Genomic DNA, 15,268 nt, shown 5'->3' with positions numbered 1-15,268 from the left:
CGTCCTATTTGGCGGCTGTCGGCGCCGCGTCGGCCTTCTGCACCTGCGGATCGACCTTCTGCCCGGGGATCGCGCGCAGCAATCCGGCGGTCACGATACGGTCATCCGGCTTCAGGCCACTCTCGATGACGCGCAGCCCCTCATCGAGCGGGCCGGTCGTCACCTTGCGCTGCTCGACCACATTCTCGGCATTGACGACCAGCACGTAGCGGCCGGCCTGGTCGCTGCCGATCGCGACATCAGGCACCAGCAGCGCGTTGTCCTGCTTTTCGAACGGCACGCGAACGCGGACATAGAAGCCGGGCAGCAAGGTCCGGTCCGGATTTGCGAACACGCCGCGGACCGCGAGCGTGCCGGTCGACTGGTTGAGGGTCGGCGAGATGTAATCAAGCTTGCCCTTGTGCGGATAGCCGGTCTCGGTCTGCAGGCCGACCTCGACCGGCAACTGCCTGAGTTCGTTGACCGTCAGACCACGACGGCGCGCTTCATCCCGCACCCGCTGCACGTCCTGTTCGTTGACGTTGAAATTCACATAGATCGGGTTGAGCTGCACGATGGTCGCAAGCTGGGTCGGCGACGCCACGCCGACCAACTCGCCGACCGAGACCAGATGATTGCTGACGATGCCGTCGAACGGCGCGGCCACGTTGGTGTAGCCGTAGTTGACCGCAGCGATCTTGGTGTTGACCTGGGCCTGCTGCAGGCTGGCCTGGGCGTTGTCCCGGGTCGACGTCGAGGTATCAAGGGTCGACTGCGAAACCGCCTGCCGCTGCACCAGATCGGTCTGCCGCTTGAAGTCGAGCTCGGCCTGCTTCAGCGTCGCCTGCGCGCCGACCTCTGCGGCCTGCGCCTGTTCCAGCTTCAGCTTGTAGGTCTCCGGTTCGATCGTGAACAGCGTGGTCCCCGCCTTCACGAAGGAGCCGTCCTGATAGTTGATCGCCTGCAGGAAGCCCTGCACGCGCGCGACCAGATCGACGGTCTGGATCGGCGCGGTGTTTCCGGTGGCGTCCAGATAACGCGTGATGGCGCGCTGCACCGGCGGCGCAACCTCGACCTTGGGCGGCGGCGGCGCAACAAAACTGTTTTGCTCGCAGGCACTTAAACTGACGAAGGCCGATACGACGAACGCGATGCGCGCAAGCGGTGCATTTCGCAGCCGCACAAAATTGCTCCGACCGAAATGTGCCGACGCGCGCGCATGCCTCATTTCCGAGCCTCGATTCAAATGACTTAATTTAAAGATCTCGTGACGGGCAAAAAATCCGGCTGCTTCATCCATAGCAACAATCCGCTTGCAGCGGAACTCGAAAGCGAAAATGATGCCGCTCGCCGAGGTTGTTACAACAAGACTTTTTCAGAACTCAGTTCAGTTGAGCCGGACGCATCCGGCGCGACCAGAGGATTTATTCAGATGATCAATGCGTTGACACGAGCAACGAAGCTGTCCGCATGTCTTGCGCTTGCGGCATTCATGAGCACCGCACCGGCGTTGTCGCAGGCGCCGACTCAGGCGCAGCGCGACGCCATCAAGTCGCAATGCCGCAACGACTACATCGCCCACTGCTCCAGCGTACCGCCGGGCGGCGAAGCCTCGCTGCAATGTCTGCAGAAGAACATGGCAAGCCTCGGTCCGGGCTGCGCCAGCGCGGTGAAGGCCGTCGAAGCGCCGGCCGCCGCACCGAAGGCAGACTCCGCGCCGGCGGCGGCCAAGACCGAAGCTGCTCCCGCGGCAACGGCCAAGCCTGCCACCGAAGCCGCCGCACCGAAGGCGGCCGGGACGCCGTCCAACGCGCAGATCTCCGCGATCCGCAGCGCATGCCGCTCCGATTATCCCAAGGTCTGCGCGGGCGTGCCGACCGGCGGCGCGCCGGCGCTGCAGTGCCTCGAAAAGAACAAGGGCAAGCTTTCGCCGGCCTGCGAGAAGGCCGTGGCCGCCGCTGGTGGCGGTGCCGCCGCGCCGGCCGCGGGCGCTGCAGCGACGACGGCAGCACCAGCCGCGGCGCCGGCCGTGATCGCGTTGCGGCCGCTGCGGCCGCGCGAAGAGCTGCTCGTGCTGCGCTCGGCCTGCGGCGCCGACGTCCGCTCGATCTGTGGCGGCGTCCAGCCGGGCGGCGGGCGGATCGTGCAGTGCCTCGCGACCAATGCCGGCTCGCTGTCGCCGGCGTGCCGCGACGTGCTGGCGCCGTTCGCGGCGCGGTAATCCTGTTGTCACGCGATCGACCGGAAAAGGGGAGCGAACAATGCTGCGCATTATCCTGACCGCCGCGCTGCTCTGCGGCGCAACCGCCGTCTGCGCCCAGGAGCTGACCACCGCGCAACGCGACGCCTGCATGGGCGATTACGAGAAGTTTTGCAAAAGCGTGACGCCCGGCGGCGGCCGCATCATCGCCTGTCTCGCCAAGCAGAGCGACAAGCTGGCGCCCGCCTGCAAGAAGGTGCTGGCGGAAGCGGAAAAGAAATAGCCGCGCAGGCGATGAGACGACATGCGCCCGGCGATCGCCGGGGCACGGAGCCGTAGCACCTTGTTGTCACCTGCAGGCCAAGCATACCTCACCCGGGAGAAGGAATTTCATGCGTTCAATATTGCTGATCGCCGCGGCCCTGCTGTCCTTTGCCGCGACGATGACCCTTGAGTCCTCCGACGCCAATGCGGTCGTTTGCGCGCGCGGCGTCTATCGCGCCGGCTGCGCCGGTCCCAACGGTGCGGTCGTTGCCCGCAAACCCGTCGCCGCCGGCTGCCGCTGGGTATGGGTCGACGGGGTCAAGGTCCGCCGCTGCTACTGAACCCTTCGGCGCCACGCGGCTAGTCGCCGCACGCATTTTCCCTCTGGCGTTCCCGCCGGAGGGCGATTAGTCTGGACCCAAATTGTAAGTACACTGTCAATCTGGGAGGCAGACGTTGCGGATCGCCGTGATCGGCGGAGGGCCCGGCGGGCTCTATTTCGCCTATCTCTGGAAGAAGCGTCATCCCGACGCCGAGATCGACCTGTTCGAGCAGAACGCGGCCGGCGCCACCTGGGGCTTCGGCGTGGTGTTCTCCGAACAGGCGCTGGACTTCCTGCGCGCCGACGACCCCGAGACGGTCGACGCCATCGCCCCGCTTATGGAGAGCTGGAAGAACATCACCCTCAATCTGCGCGGCGAGAGCGTCGAGATCGACGGCGTCGGGTTCTCCTCGATCGGCCGGCTGGCGCTGCTGACGATCCTGCAGGAGCGCGTCCGCAGCACGGGTGTCACGCCGCGCTTCGACACCGTGGTGCAATCGGTCGACGAGCTCAGGGGTTACGACCTGATCGTCGCCGCCGACGGGCTGAACTCGATGGTCCGCCGCGGCTATGAGTCCGCCTTCGGCGCGTCGGTCTCGCATTCCTCAAACAAGTTCGCCTGGTACGGCACCACGAAAACCTTCGCGACGCTGTCGCAGACCTTCGTGGCAACCGAGCGCGGCAGCTTCAACGCCCATCACTATCGCTATGCGAAGGACATGAGCACCTTCCTGGTCGAGTGCGATGCGGCGACCTGGGCCGCCTACGGCTTCGCCGACAAGAGCATCGAGGAGTCGCAGGCGATTTGCGAAGACGTATTCGCCGCGACGCTGGACGGCCACCGGCTGATCTCGAACAAATCGGTGTGGCGCAATTTCCCGTGGATCTGGAACGAGCGCTGGTCGCACGGCAACATTGTTCTGATCGGCGACGCCTTGCATTCGGCGCATTTCTCGATCGGCTCGGGCACGCGGCTCGCGATCGAGGATGCGATCGCGCTGACCAAGGCGCTGGAGACCGAGAACGGCATTGGCCCCGCGCTTGCGCGCTACGAGAGCGAGCGCAAGCCGATCGTGAAGAAGCTCGTCACCGCGGCGCGGACCAGTGCCGACTGGTACGAGCATTTCCCCGCGCACATGACGCTCGATCTGATGGATTTCGCCTATAGCTACATCACCCGCTCCGGCCGGATCGATGACGCGCGGCTGCGCGCGATGTCGCCCGCCTTCATGGCCCGCTACGCAGCCGCAAAGGGACAATCATGACCGGGATCGCCGACCAGGTTCCGCTGGACAATCCCGGTGCGCGCGAGATCGGCTTTACGATCCCCGAACGCTACAATGCGAGCCGCATCCTGTTCGACAATCTCGGCAACGGGAATGCCGAGCGCCTGGCGCTGACCGGCCCGGCCGGCACGCGGACCTATCGCGAGCTCTGCACTGAGGCCGCACGCTGGGGCCACGCCTTCCGGTCGCTTGGACTGCAGCGCGGCGACCGCATCCTGCTGTTCCTCGACGACACCCCGGCCTATCCGGCGGCATTCTTCGGCGCGGTGCGTGCCGGCTTCGTGCCGCTCTTGATCAACACGCTGACCACGCCCGAACTGCTGCAATTCTACCTGTCTGACGCGGGCGCGCAGGTCGCCGTCACCGATGCGGAATTCTGTGCGCGCTTCAACGCGGAAGCCTGCAAGGACACGCCGCTACGCACGCTGGTCGTGGTCAACGGCGCCGCCGGCGATCATGCCGTCGCAGAGGCGCGCAACGCCGGCGACTGGCTGCAAGGATTTCCGATCGAGCTCGACGCGGCCGACACCCACCGCAACGAGATGGCGTTCTGGATGTATTCGTCCGGGTCGACCGGCCGTCCCAAGGGCATCGTGCATCTGCAGCACGACATGGCCTATAGCGAGCGCGCCTTTGCCCGCAACGTGCTGAAGCTAGAGCCCGGTGACATCTGCTTCTCGGTGCCGAAGATCTTCTTCGCCTATGGTTTTGGCAATTCGATCACGTTTCCCTTCTCGGTCGGCGCCGCGACGCTGCTGCTGCCCGGCCAGCCGAAGCCGGCTGCGATCTTCGCGGCGATCGGACAATATCGCCCGACCGTGTTCTTTGGCCTGCCGACGCTCTACATCTCGCTGACCAAGGCCGAGGGCGCCGGGCAAACCGATTTCTCCTCGCTGCGGATGGCGGTCTCGGCTGCCGAGGTGCTGTCGGCCGATGTGTTCAACGGCTGGAAGCGGCTCACCGGGCTCGAGATCATCGAAGGCCTCGGCTCGACCGAAGTGCTGCACGTCTATCTCAGCAACCGCGCGGAGCGAAAGAAGCTCGGCGCCGCCGGCCTGCGCGTGCCTGGCTACGAGGTCATGCTGCGCGACAGCGATGGCCGCGAGGTCGGCGACAATGAGGAAGGCATCTTGTGGGTGCGCGGCGATTCCGCGTCGCCACTGTACTGGAACCGGCCGGACAAGACCGCCGAGACCGTGCGCGAGGACGGCTGGATCTACACCGGCGACCGCTTCATGCGCGACAGCGACGGCTTCCACTTCTTCCGCGGCCGCGCCGACGATCTGATCAAGATCTCCGGCCAGTGGGTCTATCCGCTCGAAGTCGAGCTCTGCCTCGCCGATCACCCCGACGTCCGCGAATGCGCCGTCTACGCCGCCGAATTGCCGGACCGACGCATGACGCTGCGCGCCGTGGTTGTCATGAACAAGGCCGGCTTCGACACGGCCGAAGCGGCGCGGCGCCTGCAGGATTACGTCAAGACAAAGCTGTTGCCGTACAAATACCCGCGCGAGGTCAAATTCATCGATGAGCTACCGAAGACCGGCACCGGCAAGATCGACCGGCAGGCGGTGATGCGGATGTGAGAGCGCCATACTGCGCAACGCTGCCGCCACGCATTCAGTGTCGTCCCGGCGAAAGCCGGGACCCATAACCACAAATGTGTGTGGCGCAAAAGCTGGGGCCCCGGCCTGCCATCACAACAGCCTTCGGTGGTTATGGGTCCCGGATCGCGCTCGCTCCGCTCGCTTGTCCGGGACGACGAGTAATTAGCTGCCCAGCCCCGTCCCGCCATACAGCCAGGCGATGTCATCGCACCATTGAACCTGCGACTTCGCGCTCATGATCGCGTTGCGGATGCGGGCGTGCTCGCCTGAGGGATGGTAGACGTGTTCGCCGATCGCGCGTGACATCAGTTGTACGCGCGCTGTGCGCGGGAAGCGTTGCGCGCTGTAGGCTTCGAGCGCCGCTGTCTGATCATCGTGATGGGCCAGCATGTGCGACAGGCAGACCGCGTCCTCCATTGCCTGGCAGGCGCCCTGCGCGAAATATTGCAGCATCGGATGGGCGGCGTCGCCGAGCAGCACCACGCGGCCGTCGATCCACTGCTCGTTCGGATCGCGGTCGCACAGCACCCAAAGCTTCCAGTTGGTGCCGTGGCGGATGATGTTCTGCGCCCGCTCGTGGACATGGGTAAAACCCTTCATCACCTCGGCTTCGGAGACCGGCTTGCCCGCGACCGGCTCCGGCGCGTTGTTGTGATAGGTGACGACGAGGTTGAACACCTTCCAGCCCGACAGCGGGTAATGCACGATGTGGCATTTCGGGCCGGCCCACAGCGTGGCCGCGTTCCAGCGCAGATCCTCCGGCATCCGCTCGGTCGGAATCACCGAGCGATAGGTCGTGTGGCCGGAGACGCGCGGCGGGCCGTCCGCCGTGACCTGCTTGCGGATGTTCGACCACAAGCCATCGGCGCCGATCAGAAGACGGCCGGCGATCCGCTCGCCACCCGCGAGCTTTGCCGTCACGGACGAGCCGTCCTGCTCATAGCCGGTCACCTCGCTGGATACGCGTAGCTCGATCAGTTCGTGGCTTTGGCACGCGCGCAGGAACACGCCGTGCAGATCGCCGCGGTGCACGACGGCATAGGGATTGCCGAACCGCGCGCGAAACGCATCGCCGAGATCGATATGGGTGATCTCGTCGGCGGTCAGCGCATCCATCAGCCGCAGCTGATCGATGTAGACCGCCATGTTGCGCGCGGCCTCGCCGACGCCGAGATAATCGAAGGCGTGGAACGCGTTCGGGCCGAGCTGGATGCCGGCGCCGATCTCGCCGAGCGCAGCAGCCTTCTCCAGCAGGATGGAGCGGATGCCCTTCTGCGCGAGGCCGAGCGCCACGGCGAGGCCGCCGATGCCGCCGCCCGCGATCAGGACAGGTCTCGTCTCCGCCATCAGCCCGACCTCCCGAGATGTTCGAGCGCGTCCTCGGCGCGCAGCGGCACCCGCGACGCCTCGTTGTTGAGGTCGACGAGCTGGGTCAACAACGCCAGCAACGTCTTGCGGTCGGCCGGCTTCAACGGCTGCAGCATCCGCGCCTGTGCCTTGTCGACCGAGGGCATGATGTCGCTCAGCACCGCCGCGCCGGCCCTGGTAAGATAGAGCAGCTTGACGCGCTTGTCCTCCGGCGCCGGCTTGCGCACGATGAACTCCTTGGCCTGCAGCCGCTCGATCACGTTGCCGAGCGTGGAGCGGTCGAACGCGATCACCGCCGAGAGCCTTGTGGCGTCGATGCCGGGATGGGTCGAGATCGTGACCAGCGCGGCATATTGCACCGGCGTCAAGTCGAACGCCTTGCACTCCTCGATGAACAGCGCGACCGCGATCTGCTGCATGCGCCGGAACAGGTAGCCGGGCGCGGTGTAGACCGCGTCCATCGTGACGGGCGTTGGCTTGTTATTCGGCATCGGGCTGCTTGTCCGGGGCGGCGTCGGCAAACGCCTTGACCTGTTTGGCTGCGGCCTCGGCCTCGAGCAGGCGCGGATAAGCCGAGACATCGACGCCGAAGCGCCGCGCATTGGCGAGCTGCGGCACCAGGCAGAGATCGGCAAGCGTCGGCTGGTCGCCAAAGCAGAACGGCCCTGACTCCGCCGCGATCAAGGTCTCGCAGGCCGCCAGGCCCTCGCGGTTGGCCCAGGCCGCCCATTCCGTCACCTGCGCTTCGGGCAGGCCGAGCTGCCGCAGCCGCGCCAGCACCTTCAGATTCTGCACCGGATGGGTGTCGCAAGCGATCGCCTGCGCAAACGCCCGCACCTTGGCGCGCCGCAGCGGATCGTTCGGCAGCAGCGGCGGATTGGGATTGGTCTCGTCGAGCCATTCGATGATCGCGAGCGACTGGGTGAGGATCGCGCCGGCGTCGCTCTCCAGGGTCGGCACCAGCCCCTGCGGATTGATCGCGAGATAGGCCGGCGCGCACTGCTCGCCCTTGCGCAAATGATGCGGCAGATGCTCGGACGTAAGCCCCTTCAGATTGAGGGCGATCCGGACCCGGTAGGACGCGCTGCTGCGGAAATAGCCATGCAGCTTCATCGGAACCTCCCTTGCATTATTCTGGTTTGATGCGTTTTCTTTGCGCGAACCGGTATCCACTTCGCTCGAAAACGCCATGGCTTACTTCATTGACGCTAGCCATATTGTCAGTATACTGTCAATTAAATTGCGCCAACAAGAATGATGGGAGGCTTGCCATGGAAGCCGTGCAGAAGACCCCGGAGCGCGAGGCGTTCTACAAGAAGATCGACGGCCAGAACCTCTCGGCGCTGTGGAACGTGATGAACGATCTGATCACGCCTGAGCCGAAAAGCGCCTGCCGTCCTCACTTATGGAAGTTCGACCAGATCCGCGACTACATGAACGAGGCCGGCAAGCTGATCACGGCCAAGGAGGCCGAGCGCCGCGTGCTGGTGCTGGAAAATCCCGGCCTGCGCGGCCAGTCCAGGATCACGACCTCGCTGTTCGCCGGCGTGCAGATGGTGGTGCCGGGCGACATCGCCCCCGCCCATCGCCATGCCCAATCGGCGCTGCGCTTCGTGCTCGAGGGCAAGGGCGCCTTCACCGCTGTTGACGGCGAGCGCACCGCGATGTCGCCGGGCGACTTCGTCATCACGCCGTCGATGACCTGGCACGACCATTCGAACGAAACCAATGAGCCGATGTTCTGGCTCGACGGGCTCGACATCCCGATGGTGCAGTTCTTCGACTGCTCGTTTGCCGAAGGCGCCAAGGAGGACCAGCAGTCGATCTCCAAGCCGGCCGGCGCAAGCTTCGCGCGTTACGGACACAATCTGCTGCCGATCGACCAGAAGCGGACGTCGAAGACCTCGCCGATCTTCAACTACCCCTATGAATACACCCGCGAGGCGCTGGAGAAGGCCAAGGTCAGCGACGAGTGGGATGCCTGCCACGGCCTGAAGCTGAAGTTCTCCAATCCCGAGACCGGCGATTTTGCGATGCCGACCATCGGCACCTTCATCCAACTGCTGCCAAAGGGTTTCAAGACCGCACGCTATCGCGCAACCGATGCGACCGTGTTCGCCGCGATCGAGGGCAAAGGCCGCACAAGGGTCGGCGACCAGACCTTCGAGTGGGGACCGCGCGACCTGTTCGTGGTGCCGAGCTGGCACTGGGTCACCCACGAGGCCGATGCCGACTCCGTGCTGTTCTCGTTCTCCGACCGCCCGGTGCAGCAGAAGCTCGACCTGTTCCGCGAGGATCGCGGTAACGCGTAACGATCGTCTGCGCAAGGCACGCAGCGCCCACCCCACGTCGTCCCGGCGAAGGCCGGGCCCATTACCACCAATCTCGATTGGTTGAACGCGTTGGGGCCCCAGCCTTTTTCCAACAACCACGCCCTGTGGTTATGGGTCCCGGCCTTCGCCGGGACGACATTGAGTTTGTGGCCCGCAGCGTGCCCTCACCGCCAGTGCAACAGGCGTGTCTCCAGCAAATTGATCAGCTTCCCCACCACGAGCCCGAACAGCGACAGGATCACGACGCCGGCGAGCAGTTGATCGGTCTGCATCAGATTGCCGGCCTGCAGCACGAAGGCGCCGATGCCGTATTGCGCGCCGATCATCTCGGCGCTGACGACGAGCAGCAGCGCGACCGACGCGGTGATGCGGAAGCCGGCGAGGATCGAGGGCAGCGCGCCGGGCCAGATCACGCGGCGCACGATGGCGTGGAACGGCACGTTGAAGCTTTGCGCCATCCGGATCAGATTGCGCGGCACCGCATCGACGCCGCTATAGACCGAGATCGCGGTCGAGAAGAACACGCCAAGCGCAATGGTCGCGATCTTCGGCTCCTCGCCGATCCCGAGCCACAGAATGAGCAACGGCAGCAGCGCGATCTTCGGGATCGGAAACAGCGCCGAGATGAAGGTGATGCCGACGCCGCGCGCCATGGTCGACAGCCCGATCGCAAAGCCGACCACGACGCCGGCGGCCGTGCCGATGAGCCAGCCGGTGCCGATTCGCATAATGGACCACGACAAGTGCTGCCACAGCGCGCCCGACATCGCGAGCTTATAGATCGCAACCGCGATCGCCGACGGCGCCGGCAGGAACAGCGGATTGACCCAGCCTGCGCTGCCCGCGAGCTGCCAGACCGCAATGACCAGCGCGAGCGCGATCCAGCCGGCATAGCGGCTGCCGCCAGGCGTGAAGCCGGCGCCACGAAACGCAACCGGGCGCGTCGCTTCCGCCGATTGGTCTTTTGTTTGCTGCGGCGCGCGGTCAAGCATGCTGGACCTCGCGCTCGGCATCGATCGCCTCCTTCCGGATCAGCGACCACAGCTCACCCTGTAGCGCGGCCATCGGCCCACGTGCGTCCGTCGTGCCGCGCTCGGCGCGGGTCATCGGGATGGTCACGATTTCCCGGATGCGGCCAGGGCGGCGCGACAGCACCACGACGCGATCGGCGAGCCGCACCGCTTCCTCGAGATTATGCGTGACATAGACCGCGCCCATCGCGCCGTCGGCGAGCAGACGCACGAAATCCTCCATCAGGAGCTCGCGGGTCTGCGAATCCAGCGCCGACAGCGGCTCGTCCATCAGCAGGATCGCGGGGCGAACCGCGAGTGCCCGCGCAATGCCGACGCGCTGGCGCATGCCGCCGGATAGCTGCTTGGGATAGGCGGCGCGAAAATCCGACAGCCCGGTGCGGCGCAGTGCATCGTCGACCACGGCGCGGCGCTCGCCGGCGCTCAAGCCCGTATGCAGCAGCGGAAACGCGACGTTGTCCTCGACCGTGTTCCACGGCAGCAACGCAAAGTCCTGGAACACGAAGGTCAGGGGATTGAGGCTATCAGCCGGCGCCGCGCCGCGCAGCTCGGCCACGCCTTTGCTCGGCCGCAGCAGGCCCCCGAGGATCGACAGCAGAGTGCTCTTGCCGCAGCCGGACGGACCAACGATCGCGACGATCTCGCCGGCGCGCACCGTGAAGGAGACGTCGTCGAGCACGTCGAGCGCGCCGAAGCGATGGCTGATATGGTCGGCGATCAGGTCCATGTCGTCATGAACTCACTGCCAGACCCGTCACCCCCGCGCAAAGGCTTTGCCTTTGTCGCTGGAGGAGCCGCGCAGCGGCGTCTCGAAGGGTCGACGGCCCGGATGTAGCAGCTCGGCCGTCGACCCTTCGAGACGCGCGCAAGGGCGCGCTCCTCAGGGTGACGGGGTCAGAGTGGTGCGCGCGGCTCATCATCAATCCGCCTTCACATAACCCTTGGCGATGATCGCATTCGCGTCAAAGCCCTTATCCACAAAGCCCTGCCCCTGCAGCCATTTGATCTGGTTGTCGAGGTTCTTCACGTCGAGCTTGCCGTCGGGATCGATATAGGCGCAATTGCCGACCACCTGCGCGACCGGCAGGTTGGTGTATTTGGCGATGATCTCGAGCAGCGGCCTGGTCTTGTCGTTGATCGGCGCCACGCCGTCCTTGATCGCAGTCAGGATCACGTCGTGATATTCGTGGTCGGCACGGGTGAGCGCGGTGAGCAGCCTGGTCACCAGCGGTGCGTTGGTCAGCGCCTTCGGCGACGCGAAGATGGCCCCTAACTGCCACGGCGTCTCGTCGCCGACCCAGCCGAGCAATTTCGCGCCGTTGGAATCCATCAGCGTCCGCGCGGTCGAGACCGGCAGCAGCGCGGCGTCGACGGTTTCGCCCTTCAGCGCCGCGGCCGCGTTCGACAGCGACTGCAGCGGCACGACCTTCACGTCCGACAGCTTGAAGCCGTATTTGTCGGCGAGCAGGCCGAGCGAATAATGGAAGCTGGAGCCGACCTGGGTCACCGCGACGCGCTTGCCCGCCAGATCCTTCGGTGTCTTCAGTCCGGCGGCATAGGCGTTGTTGCTGGCGAAGTAGCCGATCAGGGGATAGCCGGCCTTCTCGCGGCTCATGCCGCCGATCACCTTCAGCGTGCCCTTGCCGGCGAGATTGTAGAGGCCGGCGGTGACGGCGGTGATGCCGAAATCGACATCGCCCGACGCGGTCGCAACCGCGATCGGCTGCGCCGCGTCGAAGAACTTCAGCTCGACATCGAGCCCGGCGTCGCGGAAATAGCCCTTGTCCTGCGCGATGAACACCGGCGCCGAGGACGACAGCCGCAAGACGCCGATCTTCGCCTTCAGGAGATCATCGGCCCGCGCGATGCCGCTCGCGGCCCACAGCAGGAGACCCGCGAGTGCGAGCCGCGCCCAACCCTTCATTGCCGTCTCCACTCATAATCCTTCAGGCAGGGCCTGATCGCGGCCGATGAACGCGCCCTGTTTGCCAAGCTGTTGTTGCAACTTTTCGACGGAAATGTCGCGCGGAATCGTATTGCCCGACAGCGCGAGCGCCGCCGCGGTTCCCGCCGCTTCGCCCATCACGAAACAGGCACCGGAGACGCGCGCCGCCGATTGTCCCTCATGGGTCATCGAGGCGCAGCGGCCGGCGACCAGGAGATTGTCGACGCCCTCCGGTACCAGCATGCGGTACGGCAACTCGTTGTAGCCGCGGCTCTCCGGGATCGGCGGAAACTCGAAGATCACATCACCCGGCACATGGGATTCCTTCGGCCAGCCATTGACGCCGATCGAGTCCTCGAACGAGGCGCAGCCCAGCACATCCTCGCCGGACAGCATGTAGCCGCCGATCACACGCCGCGTCTCGCGGATGCCGAGCTGCGGCGGCAGATCGACGATGTAGGAATTCTCGAAGCCGGGCACCGTGCGCAGGAACTTGAACGCTTCGACCGCCTGGCGGCGCCCCTCGATCTCGCCGCGCGTCATGTCATCGGGATCGACGCCGGAGATGGCGCCGCCGTCGCTGCGCGTCACCTGGGTGAAATTCACCCGCCATTCGATCTGCGATTTCTGCGGCCGCACGATGGCGGATTTGCGCGGGAATGTGTGGGTGCCGGCGGCCTCGGCCTGCGCCATCAGCGCCGGGATGGTGCGCCATGCATCGCCGGCCTTCGCCGGATCGATGCCGTTGAGGCGGAACATCATCGAGGGGTAGAGCATGCCGCCCTGGTTGTCACCGACTTCATGGGGCGCGCCGGCCCACACCGCGAGATCGCCGTCACCGGAGCAATCGATGAAGATGCTGGCGCGCACGGCCTGCCGGCCGGCCTTGGTTTCGACCATCAGCGCATGGATGTGCGAACCATCCATCACGACGCTGGCGCCGAGCGCGTGGAACAGAATGTCGACCTTGTGATGCGCCAGCAGATCGTCGGCCGCGATCTTGTAGGCCGCGGTGTCGTAGGCTTGCGCAAAAATCTTGCCGAGGATCAGATGCGGCGCGTTCAGCCCGCCGAGCCGGTCGATCCGCGCCAGCAGGTCGGAGGCGATGCCCTGCACCACGCGGTGCATCTCGCCGAAGATGTTGGCGTGCAGTCCGCAGAAGTTGGTCACGCCGGCCGCGGTGCCCATGCCGCCGAGAAATCCGTAACGCTCGATCAGGAGCGTCCGCCGTCCGGCACGTGCCGCGCCGACCGCTGCCGCGATGCCGGCCGGTCCGCCGCCGAGCACCACCACGTCATATTCGCCATAGACCGGGACCTGCCGCGCAGGTTCTTCGATCGTGCTCGCTCGCATCATTTCCGCCCTGAACAAAGTTGATTGGGCCAACTATGAATTGATGCAGATTGCAGTACAATCCACCAAATTATGTAATCAGCTTTCGCGAATCGAGAAAGGCCCGAGGCAGATGGATACGCTGGTCAATCTCGAAGCCTTCCTCGCCACCGCCGATGCCGGCGGCTTTTCCGCCGCGGCGCGCAAGCTCAATATCGCGACATCCGTCGTCGCCAAGCGCGTCACCCAGCTCGAGGAGCGGATCGGCACCGCACTATTCCATCGCTCGACCCGCCAGTTGCGGCTGACGGAGGCCGGGCAGCGATATGTGCATCGCGCCCGTGGCGTGGTTGCCGATGTCGGCGATCTCTTGTCGCGGATGGGCGAGAAGCAGCGCGACCTCTCGGATCATCTGCGCGTCAAGGCGCCGACCTCGCTGACGGTTGCGCGGCTCGCCGATGCCTTCACGATCTTCCAGAAGCAGAACGGAAGCGTGAAGCTCGAGATCGTGATGATCGACCGCCCGGTCGATCCGGTGACCGAAGGTTTCGACCTCGCGATCGGCGCCTTCCCGCATTCCTTTGGCGGTGTGGTTGACGAGCCCTTGTGCCGGCTGCCGCGCCTCGTGTGCGCCTCGCCGGCCTATCTGAAGAAGCACGGCATACCGAAGCATCCGCGCGACCTAGTCGATCATCGCTGCCTCAGCTTTCTGCCGACCGGACCGGAATGGCCATTCGAGGGACCGCGTGGCCGCGTCAATATCCAGGTCCGCCCGATTCTCTCTTCGAACGAAGGCCGCGTGCTGACGCAAAGCGCGATCGCCGGCAACGGCATTGCGCTGCTCTCGCATTATCTGGTCGCGGACGCGCTGCGCGACGGCGCGTTGCAACCGGTACTCACCGACTTTCCGATTCCGGAATTGTGGGTCAAGGCCGCCGTTCCCGAGCGCCGCATCGATGCCGCCGCGGTGCAGGCGCTGCTGAAGACATTGAAAAAATCGCTGTCACAGCCGCTGTGATGCGACGCCGGCCTTGCCGTTGGCATGCCGAGCTGAGACAAGGACGCGAAAGGATCGCCCGCTTGAAACTCCTGATCTCAATGTCGTTTGGTCTCATCATCGTTGCGACGCCCGCGGCGGCGATCGAGACCTGCCGCTTCATTGAGGCCAAGGCGGAGCGCGAGGCCTGCTACCATCGGCAAGAGCAGGACCTTGCGGCGAAGCGCAAGCCCGAGCCGCCGGTGGCGCGATCGAGCGAATCGAAGACATTCGATCAGCTGCAGCAGATGCGCCGCGACGACGAAGAGGTCTATCGCAGCATGCGCGGCATCTGCCGCGGCTGCTGAGCTTACGCGCCGCCGCCCCACCGGCCGGCGCGCTTCTCGGCGAAGGATGCAAGCCCTTCGGCAGCTTCCGCGGTCTGCCGCTTGGCCGAATGCAGATGAACGAGGCGCTTGTAGGCCACATCGTCCACCGCCATGCCGCCGAACGAGCTTTCCATCGCGAGCTTCTTGGTCTCGGCCATCGCATCCGGCGCATTGCCGAGCAGTTGCTCGACGACCTTGGCACCGGCGCTGTCGAGATCGGCAAGCGCCACCACCTC

16 protein-coding genes and 1 pseudogene are annotated in these 15,268 nt (G+C 65.4%); 8 read left to right on the top strand and 9 right to left on the bottom strand.

What is annotated here, in order from left to right; translation table 11 throughout:
* Positions 1-4 precede the first annotated feature (4 nt).
* On the bottom strand, positions 5-1,162 hold the full coding sequence (locus PMN64_RS22620; RefSeq protein WP_411782236.1) for an efflux RND transporter periplasmic adaptor subunit: 1,158 nt from the start codon (positions 1,160-1,162) through the stop codon (positions 5-7).
* Between the two features lie 249 nt (positions 1,163-1,411).
* On the opposite strand from PMN64_RS22620, the gene PMN64_RS22615 reads away from it, so the two are divergent.
* The 5 genes from PMN64_RS22615 to PMN64_RS22595 all read left to right on the top strand — a co-directional run bounded on the left by PMN64_RS22615 (position 1,412) and on the right by PMN64_RS22595 (position 5,637).
* The gene (locus tag PMN64_RS22615; protein ID WP_411782235.1) at positions 1,412-2,200 is read left to right on the top strand and encodes a cysteine rich repeat-containing protein; all 789 of its coding nucleotides are present in this window, start codon (positions 1,412-1,414) and stop codon (positions 2,198-2,200) included.
* A 40-nt stretch (positions 2,201-2,240) separates the two neighbouring features.
* Positions 2,241-2,462, top strand: a complete 222-nt coding sequence (locus PMN64_RS22610; RefSeq protein ID WP_304497636.1) for a cysteine rich repeat-containing protein — start codon at positions 2,241-2,243, stop codon at positions 2,460-2,462.
* A gap of 109 nt (positions 2,463-2,571) precedes the next feature.
* Complete coding sequence (locus PMN64_RS22605; RefSeq protein WP_411782234.1) at positions 2,572-2,784, top strand: hypothetical protein; 213 nt, start codon at positions 2,572-2,574, stop codon at positions 2,782-2,784.
* A gap of 115 nt (positions 2,785-2,899) precedes the next feature.
* Positions 2,900-4,030: an FAD-dependent monooxygenase gene (locus PMN64_RS22600; protein WP_411782233.1), complete on the top strand. Its 1,131-nt coding sequence runs from the start codon at positions 2,900-2,902 to the stop codon at positions 4,028-4,030.
* On the top strand, positions 4,027-5,637 hold the full coding sequence (locus PMN64_RS22595; protein ID WP_411782232.1) for a benzoate-CoA ligase family protein: 1,611 nt from the start codon (positions 4,027-4,029) through the stop codon (positions 5,635-5,637). Before PMN64_RS22600 ends, PMN64_RS22595 begins: the two co-directional genes overlap by 4 nt.
* 183 nt (positions 5,638-5,820) lie before the next feature.
* Here the strand turns inward: PMN64_RS22595 and PMN64_RS22590 are convergent, their stop codons facing one another.
* Genes PMN64_RS22590 through maiA form a run of 3 tightly spaced genes read right to left on the bottom strand, consistent with a single transcriptional unit; the run spans position 5,821 to position 8,139 of the window.
* Positions 5,821-7,005, bottom strand: a complete 1,185-nt coding sequence (locus PMN64_RS22590; RefSeq protein ID WP_411782231.1) for a 3-hydroxybenzoate 6-monooxygenase — start codon at positions 7,003-7,005, stop codon at positions 5,821-5,823.
* Positions 7,005-7,517, bottom strand: a complete 513-nt coding sequence (locus tag PMN64_RS22585) for a MarR family winged helix-turn-helix transcriptional regulator (protein WP_411782230.1) — start codon at positions 7,515-7,517, stop codon at positions 7,005-7,007. Before PMN64_RS22585 ends, PMN64_RS22590 begins: the two co-directional genes overlap by 1 nt.
* Positions 7,507-8,139, bottom strand: a complete 633-nt coding sequence (gene maiA / locus PMN64_RS22580) for a maleylacetoacetate isomerase (protein WP_411782229.1) — start codon at positions 8,137-8,139, stop codon at positions 7,507-7,509. Before maiA ends, PMN64_RS22585 begins: the two co-directional genes overlap by 11 nt.
* Before the next feature lie 158 nt (positions 8,140-8,297).
* Here maiA and gtdA point away from each other — a divergent pair, with 158 nt between their 5' ends.
* Positions 8,298-9,338, top strand: coding sequence for a gentisate 1,2-dioxygenase (gene gtdA, locus PMN64_RS22575; RefSeq protein ID WP_304497643.1), 1,041 nt, complete (start codon positions 8,298-8,300; stop codon positions 9,336-9,338).
* A gap of 185 nt (positions 9,339-9,523) precedes the next feature.
* Here gtdA and PMN64_RS22570 read toward each other — a convergent pair whose 3' ends face one another.
* The 4 genes from PMN64_RS22570 to PMN64_RS22555 form a co-directional block, all read right to left on the bottom strand.
* On the bottom strand, positions 9,524-10,351 hold the full coding sequence (locus PMN64_RS22570) for an ABC transporter permease (RefSeq protein WP_411782254.1): 828 nt from the start codon (positions 10,349-10,351) through the stop codon (positions 9,524-9,526).
* A complete protein-coding gene (locus PMN64_RS22565; RefSeq protein ID WP_411782228.1) occupies positions 10,344-11,117 on the bottom strand; it encodes an ABC transporter ATP-binding protein in 774 nt (257 codons plus the stop codon). The genes PMN64_RS22570 and PMN64_RS22565 overlap by 8 nt, the downstream gene beginning before the upstream one ends.
* Before the next feature lie 192 nt (positions 11,118-11,309).
* Positions 11,310-12,314, bottom strand: a complete 1,005-nt coding sequence (locus tag PMN64_RS22560; protein ID WP_411782227.1) for an ABC transporter substrate-binding protein — start codon at positions 12,312-12,314, stop codon at positions 11,310-11,312.
* A gap of 12 nt (positions 12,315-12,326) precedes the next feature.
* Positions 12,327-13,688: an FAD-dependent oxidoreductase gene (locus tag PMN64_RS22555; RefSeq protein WP_411782226.1), complete on the bottom strand. Its 1,362-nt coding sequence runs from the start codon at positions 13,686-13,688 to the stop codon at positions 12,327-12,329.
* A gap of 112 nt (positions 13,689-13,800) precedes the next feature.
* On the opposite strand from PMN64_RS22555, the gene PMN64_RS22550 reads away from it, so the two are divergent.
* Positions 13,801-14,685: a LysR family transcriptional regulator gene (locus PMN64_RS22550; RefSeq protein ID WP_411782225.1), complete on the top strand. Its 885-nt coding sequence runs from the start codon at positions 13,801-13,803 to the stop codon at positions 14,683-14,685.
* Positions 14,686-14,747: 62 nt separating this feature from the next.
* A complete protein-coding gene (locus PMN64_RS22545; protein WP_411782224.1) occupies positions 14,748-15,011 on the top strand; it encodes a hypothetical protein in 264 nt (87 codons plus the stop codon).
* Between the two features lie 2 nt (positions 15,012-15,013).
* Here PMN64_RS22545 and PMN64_RS22540 read toward each other — a convergent pair.
* Positions 15,014-15,268 (bottom strand): annotated as a pseudogene (locus PMN64_RS22540) (enoyl-CoA hydratase); the annotation flags it as partial.

It is taken from the genome of Bradyrhizobium sp. UFLA01-814, assembly GCF_046718885.1.
GTDB classification, from domain to species: Bacteria; Pseudomonadota; Alphaproteobacteria; order Rhizobiales; family Xanthobacteraceae; genus Bradyrhizobium; species Bradyrhizobium elkanii.
The sequence above is the reverse complement of the archived record's forward strand: the minus strand, read 5'-3'. Positions and strand labels throughout refer to the sequence as shown.

Excerpts from the sequence above, each read along its gene's own strand:
- PMN64_RS22615 (WP_411782235.1), top strand. The coding sequence starts at position 1,412 with ATGATCAATGCGTTGACACGAGCAACGAAGCTGTCCGCATGTCTTGCG.
- PMN64_RS22610 (WP_304497636.1), top strand. The coding sequence starts at position 2,241 with ATGCTGCGCATTATCCTGACCGCCGCGCTGCTCTGCGGCGCAACCGCC.
- PMN64_RS22605 (WP_411782234.1), top strand. The coding sequence starts at position 2,572 with ATGCGTTCAATATTGCTGATCGCCGCGGCCCTGCTGTCCTTTGCCGCG.
- PMN64_RS22595 (WP_411782232.1), top strand. The coding sequence starts at position 4,027 with ATGACCGGGATCGCCGACCAGGTTCCGCTGGACAATCCCGGTGCGCGC.
- PMN64_RS22590 (WP_411782231.1), bottom strand. The coding sequence starts at position 7,005 with ATGGCGGAGACGAGACCTGTCCTGATCGCGGGCGGCGGCATCGGCGGC.
- PMN64_RS22585 (WP_411782230.1), bottom strand. The coding sequence starts at position 7,517 with ATGCCGAATAACAAGCCAACGCCCGTCACGATGGACGCGGTCTACACC.
- maiA (WP_411782229.1), bottom strand. The coding sequence starts at position 8,139 with ATGAAGCTGCATGGCTATTTCCGCAGCAGCGCGTCCTACCGGGTCCGG.
- gtdA (WP_304497643.1), top strand. The coding sequence starts at position 8,298 with ATGGAAGCCGTGCAGAAGACCCCGGAGCGCGAGGCGTTCTACAAGAAG.
- PMN64_RS22570 (WP_411782254.1), bottom strand. The coding sequence starts at position 10,351 with ATGCTTGACCGCGCGCCGCAGCAAACAAAAGACCAATCGGCGGAAGCG.
- PMN64_RS22565 (WP_411782228.1), bottom strand. The coding sequence starts at position 11,117 with ATGGACCTGATCGCCGACCATATCAGCCATCGCTTCGGCGCGCTCGAC.
- PMN64_RS22560 (WP_411782227.1), bottom strand. The coding sequence starts at position 12,314 with ATGAAGGGTTGGGCGCGGCTCGCACTCGCGGGTCTCCTGCTGTGGGCC.
- PMN64_RS22555 (WP_411782226.1), bottom strand. The coding sequence starts at position 13,688 with ATGCGAGCGAGCACGATCGAAGAACCTGCGCGGCAGGTCCCGGTCTAT.
- PMN64_RS22550 (WP_411782225.1), top strand. The coding sequence starts at position 13,801 with ATGGATACGCTGGTCAATCTCGAAGCCTTCCTCGCCACCGCCGATGCC.